This window comes from Mycobacterium sp. 1245805.9 (genome assembly GCF_001672915.1).
Taxonomy (GTDB): domain Bacteria; phylum Actinomycetota; class Actinomycetes; order Mycobacteriales; family Mycobacteriaceae; genus Mycobacterium.
In genome coordinates this window covers 1-511 of record NZ_LZKR01000043.1, presented here as the reverse complement: position 1 = coordinate 511, position 511 = coordinate 1, and the positions used below count along the sequence as shown (strand labels likewise).

General features: G+C 72.4%; 2 pseudogenes. One reads left to right on the top strand and one right to left on the bottom strand.

Annotated elements, in window-relative coordinates:
• Positions 1–335, top strand: a pseudogene (locus A9X00_RS06955) (acyl dehydratase); the annotation flags it as partial.
• A gap of 51 nt (positions 336–386) precedes the next feature.
• On the opposite strand, the pseudogene A9X00_RS30595 reads toward A9X00_RS06955, so the two are convergent.
• Positions 387–511: pseudogene (locus A9X00_RS30595) on the bottom strand (acyl dehydratase); the annotation flags it as partial.

Below are 511 nucleotides of genomic sequence, written 5' to 3'. Positions count from 1 at the left end.
CCCGGCTCACCCTGAACATCGCTGCCACACACCACGATTCGCGGGTCGGCGGGCGCCGGCTGGTGTACGGCGGACACACCATCGGGCTGGCGCTCGCGCAGGCCAGCAGGCTGCTGCCCAACCTCGCGACGGTCCTGGGTTGGCAGTCCTGCGATCACACCGGTCCGGTGCACGAGGGCGACACCCTCTACAGCGAACTGCACGTCGAGACCGCGCGGCCGACCGGGCACGGCGGGGTGCTGGGGCTGCGATCGGTGGTCTACGCCGTCGCCGATGCGGAGGGCGAGCCCGACCGGCCGGTGCTGGACTGGCGGTTCGACGCGCTGCATTTCTGAGTCGCGCGCCCCGGCCGCGCGCACAATGGTGGGCGTGACATCGGCGTCGTCAAGCTGGGGCAGCAGCGGGCTGGCCTGCGCGAGCGCCAGCCCGATGGTGTGTCCGCCGTACACCAGCCGGCGCCCGCCGACCCGCGAATCGTGGTGTGTGGCAGCGATGTTCAGGGTGAGCCGGG